Raw genomic sequence first — 13,729 nt, 5'->3', positions numbered from 1 at the left:
GACGATGGGGCCATGACTCTGGCCCAGCGCGCCTTTGAGCGGCTGCAAGCCTGGCCCGACCTCATCTCGGGTCCGGCCAGTTGCGGAACCGGACGGGCGCTGCGCTCCGTCCGCGACGAGATCGTCCACTTCCACTCGGACCGGGACGTGGACCTCCACCTCACCCACCGGGCCATCCAGCGTTTCCAGTACGACCTCGGCGGCTCCAGTGCCATCCGCATGGTCCCGGGCTCCCGGTGGGTGACCGTGCACCTGGACTGCGACGCGGACGTCGACCTGCTGCTGAGCCTGGTGAGCATCGCGCTGAAGGCGCATCAGACGCGTCCCCCGGCGGACCTGCCCTCGGAGTGCAACTTCCACCGTGTCACGGTGCTCCCCCGCTCCACGGTCGGCGACCTCTGAGCCGCACCGACGGCGGTGCCCCGCACCTGAAGGGGGGCACCGCCGCTCACCGCCTCAGCGGTCCGCCGGCTGCTCCGCGCCGCGCCGGATACCGGTCGCGGCGAGGACCGCGCCGAGCACGCAGAGGGTGCCGGTGACGATCACGGCCACGTGGACGCCGTTCATGAAGGCCTGTCCGCTGCCCTCCACCACGGCGGCCCGCAGGCCGGCCGGCATGTCGCCGGAGACGGGCGCCACGCCCATCGCCACGGCGTCCTTGGCCTCCTGCAGACCGTGGGCCACGGCCGAGGGCACGCCCGCGCCGGTCAGCTCCCCGGTGAGTGTGGCACCGACCTTGCCGCTGATCAGGGAGACCAGCACGGACGTACCGAGCGCGCCGCCGATCTGCAGGGTCGTCGCCTGCAGACCGCCGGCCACACCGCCGTCCCGGACGGGGGCGTTGCCGACGATCGCGTCGGAGGAGGCGGACATCACCATGCCGACGCCGAGGCCGAGTGCGATGAACGGCGGCCACATCGTGGTGTAGGAGGAGTCGGTCTGCCAGGTGAGCATTCCGAAGCAGGAGGCCGCCTGGAGCAGCATGCCCAGCGGCATCGTCAGCCGGGGCCCGTAGCGCTGGGTCAGTGCCGCGCCCAGCGGGGAGGCGACCAGCGAGGCGAGGCTGAGCGGAAGCGTCCGCACGCCGGCCTCGACCGGCGTGAAGCCGCGCACGTTCTGCAGGTAGAGCATGACGAAGAAGATCACGCCGAGCATGACGAAGAAGTTCAGCGCGGTGATGATCGCGCCGATGGTCAGCGCTCGGCTGCGGAACAGGCGCATCGGCAGCAGCGGGTGCTCGACGCGGGTCTCGTACCAGCCGAACACGAGCAGGAGCACCAGTCCGGCGGCCACGGCGCCCAGGGTGCCGGCGGAGGTCCAGCCCCAGGTCTCGCCCTTGACGACGCCGAAGACCACGGCCAGCAGGCCGAGGGCGAGCAGGACGAGGCCGGGGATGTCGAAGCGTTCCCGCCCGCCGGCGTTGCGGCTCTCCGGGAGGACGAGGACGCCGAAGGCGATGGCGAGGACGCCGATGGGGGCGTTGATGTAGAAGACGGACTCCCAGTTGACGTGCTCCACGAGGAGGCCGCCGACGATGGGCCCGAGGGCCGTCGCGACCGCGGAGACCATGGCCCAGATGCCCACGGCCATGCCGAACTTCTTCGGCGGGAACACGGAGCGGAGCAGGCCGAGGGTATTGGGCATCAGCAGTCCGCCGAAGACGCCCTGGAGGGCGCGGAAGGCGACCACGCCCTCGATCGAGGAGGACAGGCCGATGGCGACCGACGCGAGGGTGAAGCCGGCGACGCCCACGAGGTAGTAGGTGCGCCGGCCGAACCGGTCACCGAGCTTGCCGCCCAGGATGAGGGTGGCGGCGAGCGCGAGCAGGTAGGAGTTGGTCACCCACTGCAGCTCGGCGGTCGACGCGTGCAGGTCGCTGCCGATCGCGGGATTGGCGATGGCGACGACGGAGCCGTCGAGCTGGACCATGAACAGTCCGAACGCGACGGCGAGGAGGGTCAGCCACGGGTTGGACCGCTTGGGCCGCCGGCGGCCGGCCGACGGTGGGGCGGTCTCGGCCGCGGGCGTGGTGGAGTGATCCACGGACGTGGACGGCATGGATGAGCCTTCTTTTCCAGGTTCTGGGGGTGGTGCGGGGGCGGGGCGGCCCACGGGCGCACGGCGGGCCGGCCGCGGGCACGACGGTGTGCCCGCGGCCGGCGGGAAGGCCTGGTCCCCGCCCGGTCAGCGGGCGGCGGGGTGGAGGTGCCGCGTCAGCGCGTCGAGGGCGTCCAGGGCGGAGCCGAGCGCGCCCTGCTGGCCCTCGGTGAGGGAGGTCAGGGCGTGGCGGATGAACGCGGTCTCCAGTTCCCGCACCTCGGACAGCCGCTCACGGGCCGTGGCCGTGAGGTGGAGGTGGGCGACCCGCTTGTCGGCGCTGTCCCACCTGCGCTCCAGGTCGCCCTGCTCGGTGAGCTGGGAGACCAGGGCGCTGACGTTGTTCGGCTTCATCAGCAGGGCCTCGGCGGCCTCGCGCACCGTGGCACCCTCGCGCCGGGCGACGAACCGCAGCAGCGCGAGCTGGCCCTCCGGGGGCTTGGGGTGCGGGTACTGGGCGGTGACCTGTCGGTCCAGCGCCCGGTGCAGCGCGGGAAGGCACGCCGCGAGGCCGGAGGCCAGACGGTCGATGTCCCGGCGAGGGGTGCTGGAGTCGGTCACCCGAGGATAATAGGTATAAGAAGATAGGTATGTCAAAGGAGCAAACGCCGCCGACACGGACACCGGCAGGCCGCCCACCCCGCGCAACGCACTCGCAACCTTCCCCGTGCTGGGATGCGCGCCATGGGCGACACATACGAGGAGACCCCCCGCGTCGAGCTGACCCCCGAGGCCGCCGTACTGCTGCGGCGGCTCCGCGAGGCGCACGGGCCGCTGATGTTCCACCAGTCCGGCGGCTGCTGCGACGGCAGCGCGCCCATGTGCTACCCGGCCGGCGAGTTCCGCACCGGCGACGCGGACGTCCTGCTCGGCGAACTGGTCGTCGAGGGCGTCGAGGAGCCGGTGGAGTTCTGGATGTCGCGCAGCCAGTACGCGGCGTGGAGTCACACCCGGTTGATCGTGGACGTCGTCGCCGGCCGGGGCAGCGGCTTCTCGCTGGAGGCGCCCGAGGGAGTGCGCTTCCTCATCCGCTCACGGATCGTGGGCGCCTAGCGGTACGCCCAGCGGCACGGTCTACGTCTACGTCTACGGTCTGAGGCTGCCCACGATGTCCGCCGTCGCGGTCAGTCCGCTGCTGATGGTCGGGGCGATGCTCGTGCTCGCCAGGTAGAAGCCGAGCAGCAGGCACACCACTGCGTGCGAGACCTTCAGCCCGCCGTTGCGCAGGAAGATCACCGCCAGGACGGACAGCAACAGCACCACAGAGATGGAAACGGCCATCGTCAACCTCCTCCGCCACGTCCACTTCGCGGCGTTCGGCCGCAAGTGTGGCGTAGCGGAGGGTTCGTCCGGGCGGCTGACCTGTCCTCCGAACGAGTGGTGTTCCCGCCGGTGTCCTACGCGTCCCGGTGCGCGTCGAGGAACGCCTCGAGACCGGCGAGGTCGTCGGTGTTGAGGTGGTCGACGCCGGCGGCGAGCAGTTCGGCCCATACGGCGTCCCGTGCGGGGCCCGCCACGTCGGGCGTGGCCCAGAACCGCACCCGCTGTCCGCGGGAGTGCGCCGCGTCGACGATGTCCCTCAGCCTGCGCCGCTCGGCCGCCGGGAAGGCGCCCACGCCCCGCCAGGTGAAGTTGAGTGTCCAGTTGTCGCTGATCAGCGGGACGAAGGAGGCCGGTGCGGAGCTGCCGAGGTCGGTGAGCCGGCCGTCGTAGAAGGCGCGGCGGGTGCGCTGGGCCTCCATGGGCGCGCGGGCCGCCCGGTCGCCGGAGATCACCGCGGTGACCGCACCGGGGAACACCCGTCCGTGGGCGTAGGTGGTGAACAGGTGCTGGTAGCGCCGCAGATGGCGGTCGAGTTCGAGGTACGTCGACGATCCCTCGGTCTTGATGTCGATCAGGAGCTGCAGGGCGCGGCGGTCCCGCCGGTACACCCGGCCGTGGTGGGCGCGGACGCGGGCGGCGAGGGGGTCGAGGTAGAGGGATTCCAGGGTGCGGGACGGGTCGAGGTCCTCGGGGTCGTGGGCGACGAGGAGTTGGCCGCCGACCAGGTGGATGTCGGCCTCGACGCTGCCGAAGCGGTGGTCGAGGGCGTCGAGGAGGGGGCGGGGGTGCTCGTAGTCGTTGTGGGCGTGGGCGCGCCACAACGGGCGCGGCCCGTGCCTGCCTTCGCCGGCCAGCGCGGTGCCGGCGGGCAGGGCTACCGCGCCCGCGAGGGCGGCGCCGAGTGTGGTGAGGGCTCTGCGTCGGGTGGTGAGGGCCATGCTCTGCCTCCCTGGAAGTGCCGTACGGGACGCCTGTGAGTATGCGGTCCCGAGGCCGCCAGGAAGCAGAGCCGTGCGCGGAGTTGGCCGGCGCGCCGCCGGTCGTTCATTTCGCCTCGGTGACGGGCACGGAAAATGCCCGCCCCCGGTGGGACGGGCATCGCCCGGACAGGATGGACGGACGGACGTCAGGGTGCGCGGAGGTCGACCAGTTCGGCCAGCGTCTCCCGGTGGGTGCCCGCCGCGCCGTAGGCGATCGAGTCGGCCTTGGCCCGCTTCAGGTACAGGTGGACCGGGTGCTCCCACGTCATGCCGATGCCACCGTGCAGTTGCAGCGCCTCCTCGGCGGCGTGGACGGCGACCTGGCCGGCGTACGCCTGTGCCACGGCGACGGCCACCTCGGTGTCCTCGCCGGTCGCCAGCGCGTCGGCCGCGTTGCGGGCGGCGGCGCGCAGACCCGCGACCTCCAGCCACAGCCCGGCGAGCCGGTGCTTGAGCGCCTGGAATCCGCCGACCTGGCGGTTGAACTGCTTGCGCTCCTTGAGATAGCGGACCGTCTCGGTCAGCAGCCAGTCGGCGAGGCCGAGTTGCTCGGAGGCGAGCAGCCCGGCGCCGGCCCGCAAGGCGCGTCGTACGGCGGCTTCGGCGTCACCCAGCCGGTGCCCGGAGACGCCGTCGAGGGTCACGCGCGCGACCGGCCGGGTCAGGTCCAGGGACACCTGCGGAGTGACGGTCACGTCGGCGGCACGTACCGCGTACAGTCCCCCGCCGTCCGCCGGCACCAGCAGCACGTCGGCGACGGCCGCGTCGGCGATCCCGGTCAACTCGCCGTGCAGACGCCCACCTTCGAGCCGTACGTGCGGGACGGCGCCGCCCGGCGCGACGTGCAGGCCGACGGCGAGGGCGGCGACACTGGTCGCGGACGCCAGCTCGGTGAGCAGGTCGTCGGCTCCGCAGGCCAGCAGCGCCTCGGTGGCGACGACGGCGCTCGTCAGGTACGGCACCGGCGCGACCGCGCGGCCCAGCTCCTCCAGGACGACCGCGGCTTCCCGGTGCGTGGCGCCCTGACCGCCCAGTTCCTCGGGGATCAGGAGGCCCGCGAGGCCCATCGAGTCGGCGAGGGCCTTCCACAGCGACACGTCGTGCGGGGTGGCCGACTCGGTGCGGGTGATGACGCCCGCCGGGTCGCAGTGGTCGGTGAGCAGGTCCCGGACGGCGGCGCGCAGCGCCTCCTCCTCCTCCGAGTAGAGAAGACCGGGTTCCGACTGTGCGCTCATCGGGCGAGATCCTTCCATGCGACGTCCTTGTCGGTGCGCGGTTCGGCGGGCAGGCCCAGGACGCGCTCGGCGACGATGTTCAGCAGGACCTCGCTGGTCCCGCCCTCGATGCTGTTGCCCTTGGAGCGCAGGTAGCGGTACCCGGCGTCGCGGCCGGTGAAGTCCACATGCTCGGGGCGGCGCATGGTCCAGTCGTCGTACAGCAGGCCCTCCTCGGCGAGGAGTTCGACCTCCAGGCCGCTGATCTCCTGGTTGAGGCGGGCGAAGTTGAGCTTCATGCCGGCGCCCTCGGGGCCCGGCTGGCCGGCCACCAGCTGCTGGCGCAGGCGTACGCCGGTGAGGCGGGCGACCTCGGCCTCGACCCACAGGCCCAGCAGCCGCTGGTGCAGGTCGTGGGTGCGCAGTTCGGGGCGTTCCCGCCAGGTCGCGGCGATCTTGCCGATCATGCCGCCCTCGCGGGGGATCGGGGTGCCGCCGATGGCGACGCGTTCGTTGTTCAGCGTGGTCTGGGCGACCCGCCAGCCGTCGCCGGTCTCGCCCAGGCGGCGGGAGTCGGGGATGCGGACGTCGCTGAGGAACACCTCGTTGAACTCGGCCTCACCGGTGATCTGGCGCAGCGGCCGGACCTCGACCCCGGGGTCGGTCATGTCGCACACGAAGTAGGTGATGCCCCGGTGCTTGGGCACGTCCGGGTCGGTGCGGGCGATGAGGATGGCCCAGCGGGCGAGGTGCGCGCTGGACGTCCACACCTTCTGTCCGTTGACGACCCAGTCGTCGCCCTCCCGGACGGCCCGTGTACCGAGCGCGGCCAGGTCGGAGCCGGCACCCGGCTCACTGAAGAGCTGGCACCAGACCTCCTCGCCGGTCCACAGCGGGCGCAGGAGGCGGCGCTTCTGCTCCTCGGTGCCGTACTGGAGGATGGTCGGGGCGGCCATGCCGAGGCCGATGCCGATACGCCGGGGGTCGTTGTCGGGGGCGCCCGCGGCCGTCAGTTCGGCGTCCACGACGGCCTGGAGGGAGCGGGGTGCGGCGAGTCCGCCGAGGCCCTCCGGGTAGTGCACCCAGGCCAGTCCGGCGTCGAACCGGGCCCGGAGGAAGTCCAGGCGTTCGGTGCCGGCCGGTGGGTGCGCGGCCAGCAGCTCCTTCGTACGACGGCGCAGTTCCGCTGCGTCGGTCATGCGGCGGCTCCCTTCTCCAGCTGTTCCGGTACGACGGCCACCCGGCCGGTCGTCCTGCCGTCGGCGACGCGCTGCACGGCGTCGGCGGCCCCGCCGAGCGGTACCCGCTCGCTCACCAGCGGCTTGATGGCGCCCCGTGCGGCCAGCCCGGTGAGCTGCTCGTGGCAGTGCTGGACCAGCCCCGGGTTCTTGGTGTTGTACAGGCCCCAGTGCAGGCCGAGGATCGCGTAGTTCTTCACCAGGGCGTGGTTCAGCGCGGGGCTGGGGATCGTGCCGCTCGCGAAGCCGACGACGACGATCCGGCCCTCGAAGGCGACGGCCTTGGCGGACTGGGCGTAGGCCTGGCCGCCCACCGGGTCGTAGATCACGTCGGCGCCCCGGCCGCCGGTGGCTTCCTTGACGGCGGCGACGACGTCCTCGCCGTGCCGGTCGACGACCACGTCGCAGCCCAGCTCGCGGGCGACGGCCGCCTTCTCGGGGCCGCCGACGACACCGATGACGGTGGCGCCGGCGGCCTTGCCGAGCTGCACGGCCGCGCTGCCGACCCCTCCGGCGGCAGCGTGGACGAGCAGCGTCTCGCCGGCCTCCAGCCGGGCCCGGCGGTGCAGGCCGAACCAGCCGGTCTGGTAGCCGATGTGCAGGGCGGCGGCCTCGGCGTCGTCCAGGGCGTCCGGCGCGGGCAGCAGGGCGCGGGCGTCCGCGACGGCGTACTCGGCGAAGCCGCCGTGCGGCAGCGCGGGGTTGGCGATGACGCGGCGCCCGTCCTCGGTCTCGCCGCAGATCTCCACGCCCGGCGTGAACGGCAGCGGCGGCTTGACCTGGTACTGGCCCCGGCACATCAGTGCGTCCGGGAAGTTGATGTTCGCGGCGCGGACCCTCAGCAGGACCTGGCCCTCGCCGGGCGTCGGCGGCGCCACGTCCGCGAGGCGCATCACCTCGCCCGGCTCGCCGTTCTCGTGCACCTGCCATGCCTGCATGCGGGGCCTCCACCGACTGCGTCGTCCGACCGGGTCACTCGCATACTAAGCGGTCGCTTGCCAATCAGGGAACAGCTTGACGGCAGTCGTCGAGTCACGACCGGTGAGCCGTCACGACGGGCGCGCGACGCGGCCGGGCGGGCCGTCACGCCTGCGCTGCGGGCCGCGCCCTCACATGCATGCGCTCCCCCTGCGGGCCGAACAGGCTGAGGAACTCCACCGGCCCCTCCCCCGTCGACCCGAACCAGTGCGGCACCCGGGTGTCGAACTCGGCGGCCTCCCCCGCCGACAGCACCACGTCGTGGTCGCCGAGCACGAGCCGCAGCCGGCCGGAGAGGACGTAGAGCCACTCGTACCCCTCGTGGGTCCGCGGATCCGGGTGGTCCTCCTCGCGCTGGGGCACCAGCACCTTGAACGCCTGGAGCCCGCCCGGCTGACGGGTGAGCGGCCAGTGGGTGCGGCCGTGGCGCACGATCGGCTTGGCGCGCACCCGGGGGTCGCCGACCGGCGGGGCGCCGACCAGTTCGTCCAGCGGCACCTGGTGGGCCTGGGCGATCGGGAGCAGCAGTTCGAGGCTCGGCCTGCGCAGGCCCGACTCCAGCCGCGACAGGGTGCTCACCGAGATGCCGGTCGTCTCGGACAGCGCCGCCAGGGTCACCTCGCGCTCCTTGCGCACCTGGCGGAGCCTCGGCCCGACACCGGCGAGAACATCGTCTGCAGTCATGCCCTTATTGCAGAACCGGCAAATGTATTTGTCAATCCCGTAGTGTCCGAGCGACCTTCTACGTGGAGGTGGTCACCGTGACCCAGAACAAGGACCTGACCGAGAAGTACGACGTCGTGGTGGTCGGCGGCGGTGCGGCCGGACTGTCCGCCGCGCTCGTCCTGGGCCGCGCGCGGCTGCGCACCCTGGTCGTCGACGCCGGTGAGCCGCGCAACGCGCCCTCGGACCACATGCAGGGCTACCTGACCCGGGACGGCATGTCGCCGGCCGAGTTCCTGGCGCTCGGCCGGGAGGAGATCGCGCGGTACGGCGTGGAACTCGTCCGCGACCGGGCGGTGGACGTGACGCGGGGCGCGGACTTCGCCGTGGAGCTGGTCGGCGGGCGGACCGTGCACGCCCGCCGGCTGATCGTCACGACCGGGCTCAAGGACGAACTGCCGGCGGTGCCCGGTGTCGCCGAGAGGTTCGGCCGGGACGTGCTGCACTGCCCGTTCTGCCACGGCTGGGAGGTCCGCGACGAGCGCTTCGGCGTCCTCGCCACCGGCCCGCTCAGCGTGCACCAGGCGCTGATGGTGTCCCAGTGGTCGGACGACGTGACCCTCTTCCTGCACACGGTCGCCGAGGAGGAACTGACCGACGACGACCTGCGCCGGCTCGCCGCGGCCGGAGTCAAGGTCGTGCCCGGCGAGGTCGCGGGCCTGCGGGTCGAGGACGACCGGCTCACCGGGGTCCGGCTGGCGGACGGCACGGCCCACGACCGCTCGGTCGTGTTCGTCGGCCCCAAGGCCGTACCGCAGACGGGCCTGATGGAGCGGCTGGGCGCCGAGCTGCAGGAGACCCCGTTCGGCGCGTACCCCGTGGTGGACCCGACGGGCCGGACCACCGTGCCCGGCGTGTGGACCGCGGGCAACGCGATGGGGTTCGCCGAGCAGGTCGTCCACGCGGCGAGCGGCGGCTACCGCGCGGCGACGGCGATCGTCGGCGACCTGATCATGTCGGACCTGGACGCGGCCATCTCGGGCTAGGGGCCGCCGACCGAGAGGGCCGCGGGGGCGCCGCGGTGCCGGATCGGCGTGGGAAGAGGGGCGGGCTCGCGCTCCCACGCCCTTCCGCCGTAGGAGAGGGGGCGGGTTCACTCCCACGCCCTTCCGCCGTAGGAGCAGGCACGCCGGACACCGCGCGGCCACGGCACGGACCGCGCGAAGAACGCCAACGGCCACCCACCGGCCCGCCCCAAACGGCCACCCGCCAGCCCATCCCCAACGCCTAACCACCGGCCCGCCCCCAATGCCCCCCGCCGAACGACACCGACACCACAGACGGACCCCACACACGTCCCAGGGCGCCCCCAGCCGCGGCACACCCGGCACGGCAGCCGCGGCGGCCACGGCACGGTCCGCCAGATGGCATCCGCCCGGCGCACCACCGGCCCGCCGGGCGGATGCGAGGGACGGCCCGGCGGTCCTCCGCCCGGACGACGCGGGTGCTCGGCGGTGGGGCGGGGGGGCGCCGGACGACCGAAGGCCCCGGACAGCCGAAGGCGCGGGCGCCCCGACGGCCCCCGCGCGGGCCGACGAGACGGGCCGACGAGACGGACGGGCGAGACGGGCCGACCAGACGGACGGGCCGACGAAGCGGGCCGCCGAGACGGACCGCCGAGCCGGGCCACCTGCGGGGTGTGTCCCCGCTCTCTCCGGTGCACCATGGCTGCATGCTGCTTGCCCGGTTGGCCCACGTGTCCCGGGAGGTCGCCGCCACCTCGGCGCGGTCCCGGAAGACCGCCCTGCTCGCGGAGCTGTTCCGGGAGGCGGAGGCGGCGGACGTGCCGGTCGTCATCCCGTATCTGGCGGGACGGCTCCCCCAGGGCCGGATCGGCGTCGGCTGGAAGGTGCTCAGCCGCCCGGTCACGCCGGCCGCCGAGCCGACCCTGACCGTGCGTGAGGTGGACGCCCGGCTCACACGGCTCGGTGCGGTGTCCGGCGCCGGTTCGCAGGCCGAGCGGACGCGTCTGGTCGGCGAGCTGATGGGCGCGGCCACCGAGGACGAGCAGCGCTTCCTGATCGGGCTGCTCACCGGAGAGGTCCGGCAGGGCGCCCTGGACGCGGCCGCCGTCGAGGGTCTGGCGGCGGCGACCGACGCCCCGCCCGCGGACGTACGGCGGGCGGTGATGCTCGCGGGCTCCCTGCAGACGGTGGCCGAGGCCCTGCTCGCCGACGGGCCCGGCGCCCTGGAACGGTTCCGGCTCACCGTCGGCCGACCGGTCCTGCCGATGCTCGCCCACAGCGCCTCCTCGGTCGCCGAGGCGGTCGGCAAGCTCGGCGCGGCGGCCGTCGAGGAGAAGCTGGACGGCATCCGCGTCCAGGTACACCGGGACGGCGACACCGTCCGGCTCTACACCCGCACCCTGGACGACATCACCGACCGGCTCCCGGAGGTCACCGCCGCCGCCCTCGCACTGCCCGGCGAGCGGTTCATCCTGGACGGCGAGGTGATCTCCCTCGACGAGGGCGGACGCCCCCGCTCCTTCCAGGAGACCGCCGGGCGGGTCGGCTCCCGCGCGGACGTGGCCACGGCCGCGCGGGCGGTGCCCGTCTCCGTCGTGTTCTTCGACGCGCTGTCGGTCGACGGCCACGACCTGCTCGACCTGCCGCTGTCCGAGCGGCACGCGCGGCTGGCCCGGCTGGTTCCCGAGCCGACCCGGGTGCGGCGCACGCTGGTGCCCGGACCCGAGGAGACGGAGGCCGCCGAGGAGTTCCTCGCCGAGACGCTGCGACGCGGCCACGAGGGCGTCGTGGTCAAAGGGCTCGACGCCGCCTACAGCGCGGGCCGGCGCGGCGCGGCATGGCTGAAGGTCAAGCCCGTCCACACACTCGACCTGGTCGTACTGGCCGCCGAGTGGGGCCACGGCCGCCGTACCGGCAAGCTCTCCAACCTCCACCTCGGCGCCCGCACCGCCGACGGCTCGTTCGCCATGCTGGGCAAGACCTTCAAGGGCATGACCGACGCGCTGCTGACCTGGCAGACGGAGCGGCTGAGCGAGCTGGCCGTCGAGGAGCACGGCTGGGGCGTGACCGTACGCCCCGAACTCGTCGTCGAGATCGCCTACGACGGCCTCCAGCGCTCCACCCGCTACCCGGCCGGCGTCACCCTCCGCTTCGCCCGCGTGGTCCGCTACCGGGAGGACAAGCGCCCCCAGGAGGCGGACACGGTGGAAACCCTGCTCGCCGCGCACCCCGAGACGGCCCCGTGAAGCGCAGCGCGGGCCTCCTGCTGCACCGGCGCGGCCCCGACCAGGACCTTCAGGTACTCCTCGGCCACATGGGCGGCCCTTTCCACGCCCGGCGCGAGGCCGGCGCGTGGACCGTGCCCAAGGGCGAGTACGACCCCGCCGAGCCCGCCTGGGAGGCGGCCCGGCGGGAGTTCGAGGAGGAGCTGGGGCTGCCGCCGCCGGACGGCGAGGCCGTTCCGCTCGGCGAGGTCCGGCAGGCCGGCGGGAAGGTCGTCACGGTGTGGGCGGTCGAGGCGGACCTCGATCCGGCGACGGTCGTCCCCGGCACGTTCCGCATGGAGTGGCCGCCGAGGTCGGGACGGATCGAGGAGTTCCCCGAGCTGGACCGGGTGGCGTGGTTCACGGTGGGCCGGGCCCGTGAGGTGATCGTGAAGGCGCAGGCCGCGTTTCTCGACCGGCTGGCTGAGCACTCGCACTGACGAGAAGCGACGAGGACCTCGGGACGGCAACCCGCGGGACCCGTCCGCGTTGCGGCACCCCGCGCCGCGCGCCAAGGTCGAAGCACGAGTCCGCACCCAGGGAGGTCGGCCATGCCCATCGCGACGGTGAACCCGGCGAACGGCGAGACGCTCAGGACGTACGAGGCCATGGGCGAGGAGGAGATCGAGCGCCGGCTCCAGCTCGCGGAGGCCACCTTCCGCACGTACCGTACGACGGCCTTCGACGAGCGGGCCCGGCTCATGCACCGTGCCGCCGACCTCCTGGAGGAGGACCAGGAGGCGATCGGCAAGGTCATCACCACCGAGATGGGCAAGCCGGTCAAGCAGGCCCGCGCGGAGGCCGCCAAGTGCGCCAAGGCGATGCGCTGGTACGCCGACAACGCGGCCGGGCTGCTCGCCGACGAGGAACCCGCCGAGTCCGACGTGAAGGACTCCGGCGCCTCCCGGGCCCTGGTCCGTTTCCGGCCGCTCGGCCCGGTGCTCGCGGTGATGCCGTGGAACTTCCCCCTCTGGCAGGTGATCCGGTTCGCGGCACCCGCGCTGATGGCGGGCAACGTCGGACTGCTCAAGCACGCCTCGAACGTGCCGCAGACGGCCCTGTACCTGGAGGACCTGTTCCACCGGGCGGGCTTCCCCGAGGGCTGCTTCCAGACCCTGCTCATCGGCTCCGCCGCGGTCGACGACATCCTGCGCGACGAGCGCGTGCGGGCCGCCACCCTCACCGGCAGCGAGCCCGCCGGCCGCGCGGTCGCCTCCACCGCCGGGGAGATGATCAAGAAGACGGTGCTGGAGCTCGGCGGCAGCGACCCGTTCGTCGTGATGCCGTCCGCCGACGTCGACCGGGCCGCCCAGGTGGCGGTGACCGCGCGCACGCAGAACGCCGGGCAGTCCTGCATCGCCGCCAAGCGGTTCATCGTGCACACGGACGTGTACGACGCCTTCGTCGAACGCTTCACCGAGGGCATGAAGGCGCTGACGGTCGGCGACCCGATGGACGAGGACACCGAGGTCGGCCCGCTCTCCAGTGAGCAGGGCGTGGACGACCTCGTCGAGCTGGTCGACGACGCGGTGCGCGGCGGCGCGCACGTGCTGTGCGGGGGCGAACGCCCGGACGGCCCCGGCTGGTACTACCCGCCGACCGTGCTGGCCGGCGTCACCCGCGACATGCGCGTCCACCGCGAGGAGGCCTTCGGCCCGGTCGCCACGCTGTACCGCGCGGCCGACCTGGACGAGGCGGTGCTCATCGCCAACGACACGGACTTCGGGCTCAGTTCCAACGTCTGGACCCGCGACGACGCCGACGTGGACCGCTTCGTACGGGATCTGGAGGCGGGCGGTGTGTACGTCAACGGGATGACCGCGTCCCATCCGGCGTTCCCGTTCGGCGGGGTCAAGCGGTCGGGCTACGGCCGTGAGCTGTCCGGGCACGGAATCCGCGAGTTCTGCAACATCACCACCGTATGGCACGGAGCGTGAGCCTTCCGCG

General features: G+C 73.3%; 14 protein-coding genes. 6 read left to right on the top strand and 8 right to left on the bottom strand.

Annotated elements, in window-relative coordinates:
• Nucleotides 1-12: 12 nt before the first annotated feature.
• On the top strand, nucleotides 13-402 hold the full coding sequence (locus tag ACFW48_RS04190; protein ID WP_386310329.1) for a luciferase family protein: 390 nt from the start codon (nucleotides 13-15) through the stop codon (nucleotides 400-402).
• 54 nt (nucleotides 403-456) lie between these two features.
• Here ACFW48_RS04190 and ACFW48_RS04185 read toward each other — a convergent pair whose 3' ends face one another.
• Together ACFW48_RS04185 and ACFW48_RS04180 are read right to left on the bottom strand one after the other, a co-directional pair.
• On the bottom strand, nucleotides 457-2,058 hold the full coding sequence (locus ACFW48_RS04185) for an MFS transporter (RefSeq protein ID WP_386310327.1): 1,602 nt from the start codon (nucleotides 2,056-2,058) through the stop codon (nucleotides 457-459).
• Nucleotides 2,059-2,184: 126 nt separating this feature from the next.
• Entirely contained in the window at nucleotides 2,185-2,658 is a 474-nt protein-coding gene (locus ACFW48_RS04180) for a MarR family winged helix-turn-helix transcriptional regulator (protein WP_386310325.1), read from the bottom strand.
• 123 nt (nucleotides 2,659-2,781) lie between these two features.
• On the opposite strand from ACFW48_RS04180, the gene ACFW48_RS04175 reads away from it, so the two are divergent.
• Entirely contained in the window at nucleotides 2,782-3,150 is a 369-nt protein-coding gene (locus tag ACFW48_RS04175) for a DUF779 domain-containing protein (RefSeq protein ID WP_386310323.1), read from the top strand.
• 33 nt (nucleotides 3,151-3,183) lie between these two features.
• On the opposite strand, the gene ACFW48_RS04170 is transcribed toward ACFW48_RS04175, so the two are convergent.
• The 6 genes from ACFW48_RS04170 to ACFW48_RS04145 all read right to left on the bottom strand — a co-directional run bounded on the left by ACFW48_RS04170 (nucleotide 3,184) and on the right by ACFW48_RS04145 (nucleotide 8,514).
• Nucleotides 3,184-3,378, bottom strand: coding sequence for a hypothetical protein (locus tag ACFW48_RS04170; RefSeq protein WP_386310321.1), 195 nt, complete (start codon nucleotides 3,376-3,378; stop codon nucleotides 3,184-3,186).
• Nucleotides 3,379-3,494: 116 nt separating this feature from the next.
• A complete protein-coding gene (locus ACFW48_RS04165) occupies nucleotides 3,495-4,358 on the bottom strand; it encodes a phosphatidylinositol-specific phospholipase C/glycerophosphodiester phosphodiesterase family protein (RefSeq protein WP_386310319.1) in 864 nt (287 codons plus the stop codon).
• A gap of 188 nt (nucleotides 4,359-4,546) precedes the next feature.
• Nucleotides 4,547-5,635, bottom strand: a complete 1,089-nt coding sequence (locus ACFW48_RS04160; protein ID WP_386310318.1) for an acyl-CoA dehydrogenase family protein — start codon at nucleotides 5,633-5,635, stop codon at nucleotides 4,547-4,549.
• On the bottom strand, nucleotides 5,632-6,813 hold the full coding sequence (locus ACFW48_RS04155; protein WP_386310316.1) for an acyl-CoA dehydrogenase family protein: 1,182 nt from the start codon (nucleotides 6,811-6,813) through the stop codon (nucleotides 5,632-5,634). Before ACFW48_RS04155 ends, ACFW48_RS04160 begins: the two co-directional genes overlap by 4 nt.
• Nucleotides 6,810-7,790, bottom strand: coding sequence for an NADPH:quinone oxidoreductase family protein (locus ACFW48_RS04150; RefSeq protein WP_386310314.1), 981 nt, complete (start codon nucleotides 7,788-7,790; stop codon nucleotides 6,810-6,812). Before ACFW48_RS04150 ends, ACFW48_RS04155 begins: the two co-directional genes overlap by 4 nt.
• 145 nt (nucleotides 7,791-7,935) lie before the next feature.
• Entirely contained in the window at nucleotides 7,936-8,514 is a 579-nt protein-coding gene (locus ACFW48_RS04145) for a helix-turn-helix domain-containing protein (protein ID WP_386310312.1), read from the bottom strand.
• 62 nt (nucleotides 8,515-8,576) lie between these two features.
• Between ACFW48_RS04145 and ACFW48_RS04140 the strand changes: the two genes are divergently transcribed.
• The 4 genes from ACFW48_RS04140 (at nucleotide 8,577) to ACFW48_RS04125 (ending at nucleotide 13,719) form a co-directional block, all read left to right on the top strand.
• The gene (locus ACFW48_RS04140; protein ID WP_386310311.1) at nucleotides 8,577-9,539 is read left to right on the top strand and encodes an NAD(P)/FAD-dependent oxidoreductase; all 963 of its coding nucleotides are present in this window, start codon (nucleotides 8,577-8,579) and stop codon (nucleotides 9,537-9,539) included.
• A gap of 686 nt (nucleotides 9,540-10,225) precedes the next feature.
• The gene (locus ACFW48_RS04135; protein WP_386310309.1) at nucleotides 10,226-11,764 is read left to right on the top strand and encodes an ATP-dependent DNA ligase; all 1,539 of its coding nucleotides are present in this window, start codon (nucleotides 10,226-10,228) and stop codon (nucleotides 11,762-11,764) included.
• The gene (locus ACFW48_RS04130) at nucleotides 11,761-12,222 is read left to right on the top strand and encodes an NUDIX domain-containing protein (RefSeq protein WP_386310307.1); all 462 of its coding nucleotides are present in this window, start codon (nucleotides 11,761-11,763) and stop codon (nucleotides 12,220-12,222) included. Before ACFW48_RS04135 ends, ACFW48_RS04130 begins: the two co-directional genes overlap by 4 nt.
• Before the next feature lie 111 nt (nucleotides 12,223-12,333).
• Entirely contained in the window at nucleotides 12,334-13,719 is a 1,386-nt protein-coding gene (locus ACFW48_RS04125) for an NADP-dependent succinic semialdehyde dehydrogenase (protein ID WP_386310305.1), read from the top strand.
• Nucleotides 13,720-13,729: the final 10 nt, after the last annotated feature.

The sequence above is a fragment of the Streptomyces sp. NPDC058812 genome (assembly GCF_042744565.1).
Taxonomy (GTDB): Bacteria; Actinomycetota; Actinomycetes; order Streptomycetales; family Streptomycetaceae; genus Streptomyces; species Streptomyces thinghirensis.
Note: the sequence above shows the minus strand (reverse complement) of the source record. Positions and strands in the feature narration are given on the sequence as shown.